This window comes from Streptomyces albidochromogenes (genome assembly GCF_005981925.1).
Taxonomy (GTDB): domain Bacteria; phylum Actinomycetota; class Actinomycetes; order Streptomycetales; family Streptomycetaceae; genus Streptomyces; species Streptomyces albidochromogenes.
Window position 1 is genome coordinate 1 of the sequence record NZ_VBVX01000492.1, and the last position, 3,003, is coordinate 3,003.

The following is a 3,003-nucleotide window of genomic DNA, read 5'->3' on the forward strand; positions in this document are numbered from 1 at the left end:
AAGCCGGAATACGAGTTGCGCGCTAGTCTCGTGGGCTCGAAGATGTGTATAAGTAACAGGGGGGATACGGACCGGCCCGAGGGGGGGTTTCCACCATAACCCTTCGTAAAGGGTGCTGGCGCCCACGCCGCTCCGAAAGTCGTCCGTGATTTTTCCAAGGGTCCTGCATGCACCCCTTGAGCCCAGTCCGCACTAGGGAAAATACGCTTCTGCGGACCGCCTCCGGTCCCCCCGAAGAGCTAACCCGGCGAGGGGACCGGACTTGACGCTCCGCTTACGCGACGTCGCGCTGCTTGGCCGCCAGGATCTGCTCCATGTGCTGATTGGCCCAGGCGCCGAGCGGGCCGAGAGCGGTGTTGAGCGCCTCCCCCATCTCGGTGAGCGAGTACTCGACGCGCGGCGGGACCTCCCGGTACACCTCGCGGTGGACGATGCCGTCCGCCTCCAGCTCGCGCAGGTGCTGAATCAGCATCTTCTCGCTGACGCCGGGCACCTGGCGCTTGAGCCGGCCGAAGCGGAGAGTGCCCCCGTCATTCAGCGCCCAGAGGATCAGGGCCTTCCACTTGCCGCCGACCACGTCCATCGCCGCGTCGAGACCGCAGACGTAAGGCCCGGTGTCCTTGCTCACTGCCAACTCCTATGGTCCGTACCGGCTGTCGCCAAGGGTCATCGACTGTACGGGAGCGGCTGTGGGTGCTGTGGGTGCTGTGGGTGGTGACGGGCATGACGGGCGCGGGGCCGGGGGTAATCCCCCGGCCCCGCGCCCGTCATCCGGCCGGCCGATGGGTCAGTAGCGGAGGGCCGCCGCGATGCCGTGCGCGTCCGCCAGGGACTCGTCCGGTACGAAGATGACCTCGCCGTCCGCCGACAGCACCGTCTCCACCACCGAGTCGATGATGTCGTCCTCCATACCCGGCCAGCTCTCCTCCCCCGGCGCCTGGAGGGTGAGCGTCGCCCGTTCGGCGCCCTCCACCGTCTCCGGCCGGGCGGTCACCCGCAGCCCCTCCTCGACGACGAGCAGCGCCACGCGTCCCTCCCCCGCCGCCTGCCACACGTCCTGTACGCCCGCCGAGTACCGCTTGCCGCTGCGCGCCTCGTCGAGGCCGCGCATCGCCCGGGCCGTGTCGGCCTCGGCGAGGGCACGGCGGACCGGCGCCAGCTGGGCGGACATCTCCGCGGGCGTGGTGTTCAGCAGCCCGCCCGACTCCAGCTCGGCGGCGAGCGCCTGACCGTGATGGCTGACCTCGCGGTACGCCGCGATCTGCTGCGGCAGCCCGACCAGGACGACCGGCAGCCGGTTTCCCTGGAGCACGGCGGTGAGCTTCCGGTCAGCCTCCGCGAGCATGTTGCGGAAGTCCTGGCTCGCCCACTGGCCGCCGTCACGGCTGGGCGCTCCGTCGCGCTCGACGCCCGAGGTGATGACCGGGTAGCCCGAGTCGACGTCCTCGGTCACCTCCTCGCCGCGCCCGCGCCACAGCCGTACCTCCCCCGTACTGAGCACGAGGACCAGGTACTCCCGTTCGCGTGCGGCCAGGGCGACCAGGTTGCGCGTGAGGTACGTCGTGTTGATGACGATGCGCTCGGGCACCGACCCGCCGACGAGGAAGCTCCGGTGCTCCTCGGGCGAGGCGTAGACGACGAGCCCGTCGCCGAAGTACTCCGGGTCGAGCGCGTCCGCCGCGGCGGCGAGTTGCTGCGACACGGCGCTCGCCGTCGCCTTCGACACCTCGGGGTCGTCGGCGAGGCGCTTCTCGGCCTCGGTGAGGAGGTTGCGCAGGCGGATGTGGTCCTGCTGGCTCTCCGGCCAGTGCCGGTGTGTGGGCAGTGTGACCGACACCGCCGGATACGGGCGGGGCTTGCGCAGTTCGGCGAGCAGTTCCGGGGTGGGGCGGGTCGGCTGCGTCATTCGTGCACTCCTGGCTGCGACTGCGGCTGTGGATCGCGGGCAGGCGGCTTACCGTGCCGCCTGCCCGTGCGTGCGTACGTGCTTGCGTGTGTACGTGCTTGCGTGCGTACGTGCTTGCGTGTGTACGTGCTTGCGTGTGTACGTGCTTGCGTAGCTGGTTACGTGTATGCGGGTGTGCGTGCTTGCCTGTGTATGTACGTGCGTTCATTGCGAGCATTGCCTGCATTGCGCGCGTTACACGCGTCTCATGGCAACTTCTCACGATTGCGTGGTCGGCGCGCGCGCTCAGGCGGCTAAACGGCGAGTCCGCCCAGCACCAGCCCCGCCAGAGTCCCAGCGATCATGAAAGGGCCGAACGGGATCGCGGTCCTGCGCCCGGCGCGTCGCAGGACGACGAGCCCGAAGCCGTACGCCGCGCCGAACAGGAAACCCGCGAAAGCCCCGGCGAAGAACACCGTCCGTCCGTACCAACCCAGGGCGGTCCCCAGGGCGACGGCCAGTTTCACGTCGCCGAAGCCCATGCCGTTGGGGTTGATGAGGAAGAGGAGGAAGTAGCCGCCGCCGAGGGCGACGCCGCCGAGCAGCGCGGTCGGCCACGAACCGCCGTCACCCGGCAGCAGCTCGGCCAGGCCGAGCAGGGCGGCGGTCGCGGCGGCGAGCGGCAGGGTCAGTACGTCGGGCAGCCGGTGGACGCGCCGGTCCACGACCGCCAGAAGCACCCCGAACGGCGCAAGCAGCAGCCACACCCCCGCCTCGGGCCGCACCCCGGTCGCGGCGGCGAGCAGAGCGCACGCGACGGCGGTCACGACAGCGGGGCGCACGGTGGGCGCGTACGCCGCCGGGGCGGACCGGTGGCGCGATGCGCCGTCCGGAGTACGTACCGACGCGGCCACCCCCACCACCGCCGCCGCGCACCGCGCGCAGCGCGCCGTACCGAGCCAGCCGCGCGCCGGCCCGGCGAAGGGATGCCCGGCCGGGCACGCCGCACGCCACGCCTCCTCCGGCTCGACGGCGAGCCGGTAGGCGGCGCGGGGCACGAGCAGTCCGGTGGCGGCACCCCAGAGGGCGGCGGCCGCGATCAGCGTGACGTACACGTG

Annotated in this window: 3 protein-coding genes; all 3 read right to left on the reverse strand. The window is 71.2% G+C overall.

Annotated features, from left to right (window positions below):
• Positions 1–274: 274 nt before the first annotated feature.
• The 3 genes from E2E34_RS32970 to E2E34_RS32980 all read right to left on the reverse strand — a co-directional run bounded on the left by E2E34_RS32970 (position 275) and on the right by E2E34_RS32980 (position 3,000).
• The gene (locus E2E34_RS32970; protein ID WP_425573346.1) at positions 275–634 is read right to left on the reverse strand and encodes a winged helix-turn-helix transcriptional regulator; all 360 of its coding nucleotides are present in this window, start codon (positions 632–634) and stop codon (positions 275–277) included.
• A gap of 153 nt (positions 635–787) precedes the next feature.
• Positions 788–1,906 (reverse strand): baeRF3 domain-containing protein, encoded by a 1,119-nt coding sequence (locus tag E2E34_RS32975; RefSeq protein WP_138905510.1) that lies wholly within the window; start codon positions 1,904–1,906, stop codon positions 788–790.
• Positions 1,907–2,199: 293 nt separating this feature from the next.
• Entirely contained in the window at positions 2,200–3,000 is an 801-nt protein-coding gene (locus E2E34_RS32980; protein WP_138905512.1) for a prepilin peptidase, read from the reverse strand.
• Positions 3,001–3,003 lie beyond the last annotated feature (3 nt).